General features: G+C 47.2%; 1 protein-coding gene. It reads left to right on the top strand.

Annotation, left to right across the window (positions count from 1 at the left end; all coding sequences use genetic code 11):
- Positions 1-678 (top strand): helix-turn-helix domain-containing protein (locus L5M10_RS24030; protein WP_263256111.1); only part of this gene is annotated, 678 nt, incomplete at both ends.

Below are 678 nucleotides of genomic sequence, written 5' to 3'. Positions count from 1 at the left end.
CATGTTTGCAGAACGCTTAGAACGAGCCCGTAAGGCTGCCGGGCTATCCATGAATGCATTAGCCAACGAGGTAGGACTGTCCGCTAACGCCATTAAAAAGTATGAACATGGCACGGCTATGCCTTCTTCTTCAAACCTACTAAAACTCGCGAAAGCGCTCGATGTGCGCACTGAGTACTTCTTTCGTCCAACGAAGGTGAAACTAGAGGGCGTAGAGTACCGCAAGCGTGCTAGTACACCAAAGAAAGTGTTAGACCGAATTAATGGCGATGTTTTAGAACAAGCTGAACGTTGGCAAGAGCTTTTAGAGTTGTATCCCGACTCAGTGAAGCCTATCCCTGAGTTTACTTTACCAAATGAGCTTCCTGAACAAATTACTAGCATAGAACAAGTTGAAGACTTAGCTATTCAAATGCGCCATGCTTGGGAGCTAGGGCTAAACCCTATTCACGATATGATCGATACCCTCGAAGCTAAGGGCGTGATGATTATTACCACGGATGTGGAAACAGATAAGAAGTTTGACGGTTTAGCGGGCAAGATTGGTAGCACTCCTGTAGTGGTGATCTCTACCGCCCAAAGTGGTGACCGTCAGCGCTTCACCTTGGCCCATGAACTTGGGCACTTAGTCGTGCATGGTCGTTTAGCTGAAGGGATTGATGAGGAGAAGGCTTGTAA

It is taken from the genome of Shewanella sp. SM32 (assembly GCF_025654235.1).
Taxonomy (GTDB): domain Bacteria; phylum Pseudomonadota; class Gammaproteobacteria; order Enterobacterales; family Shewanellaceae; genus Shewanella; species Shewanella oncorhynchi.
This window is presented reverse-complemented; position numbering and strand designations above follow the sequence as displayed.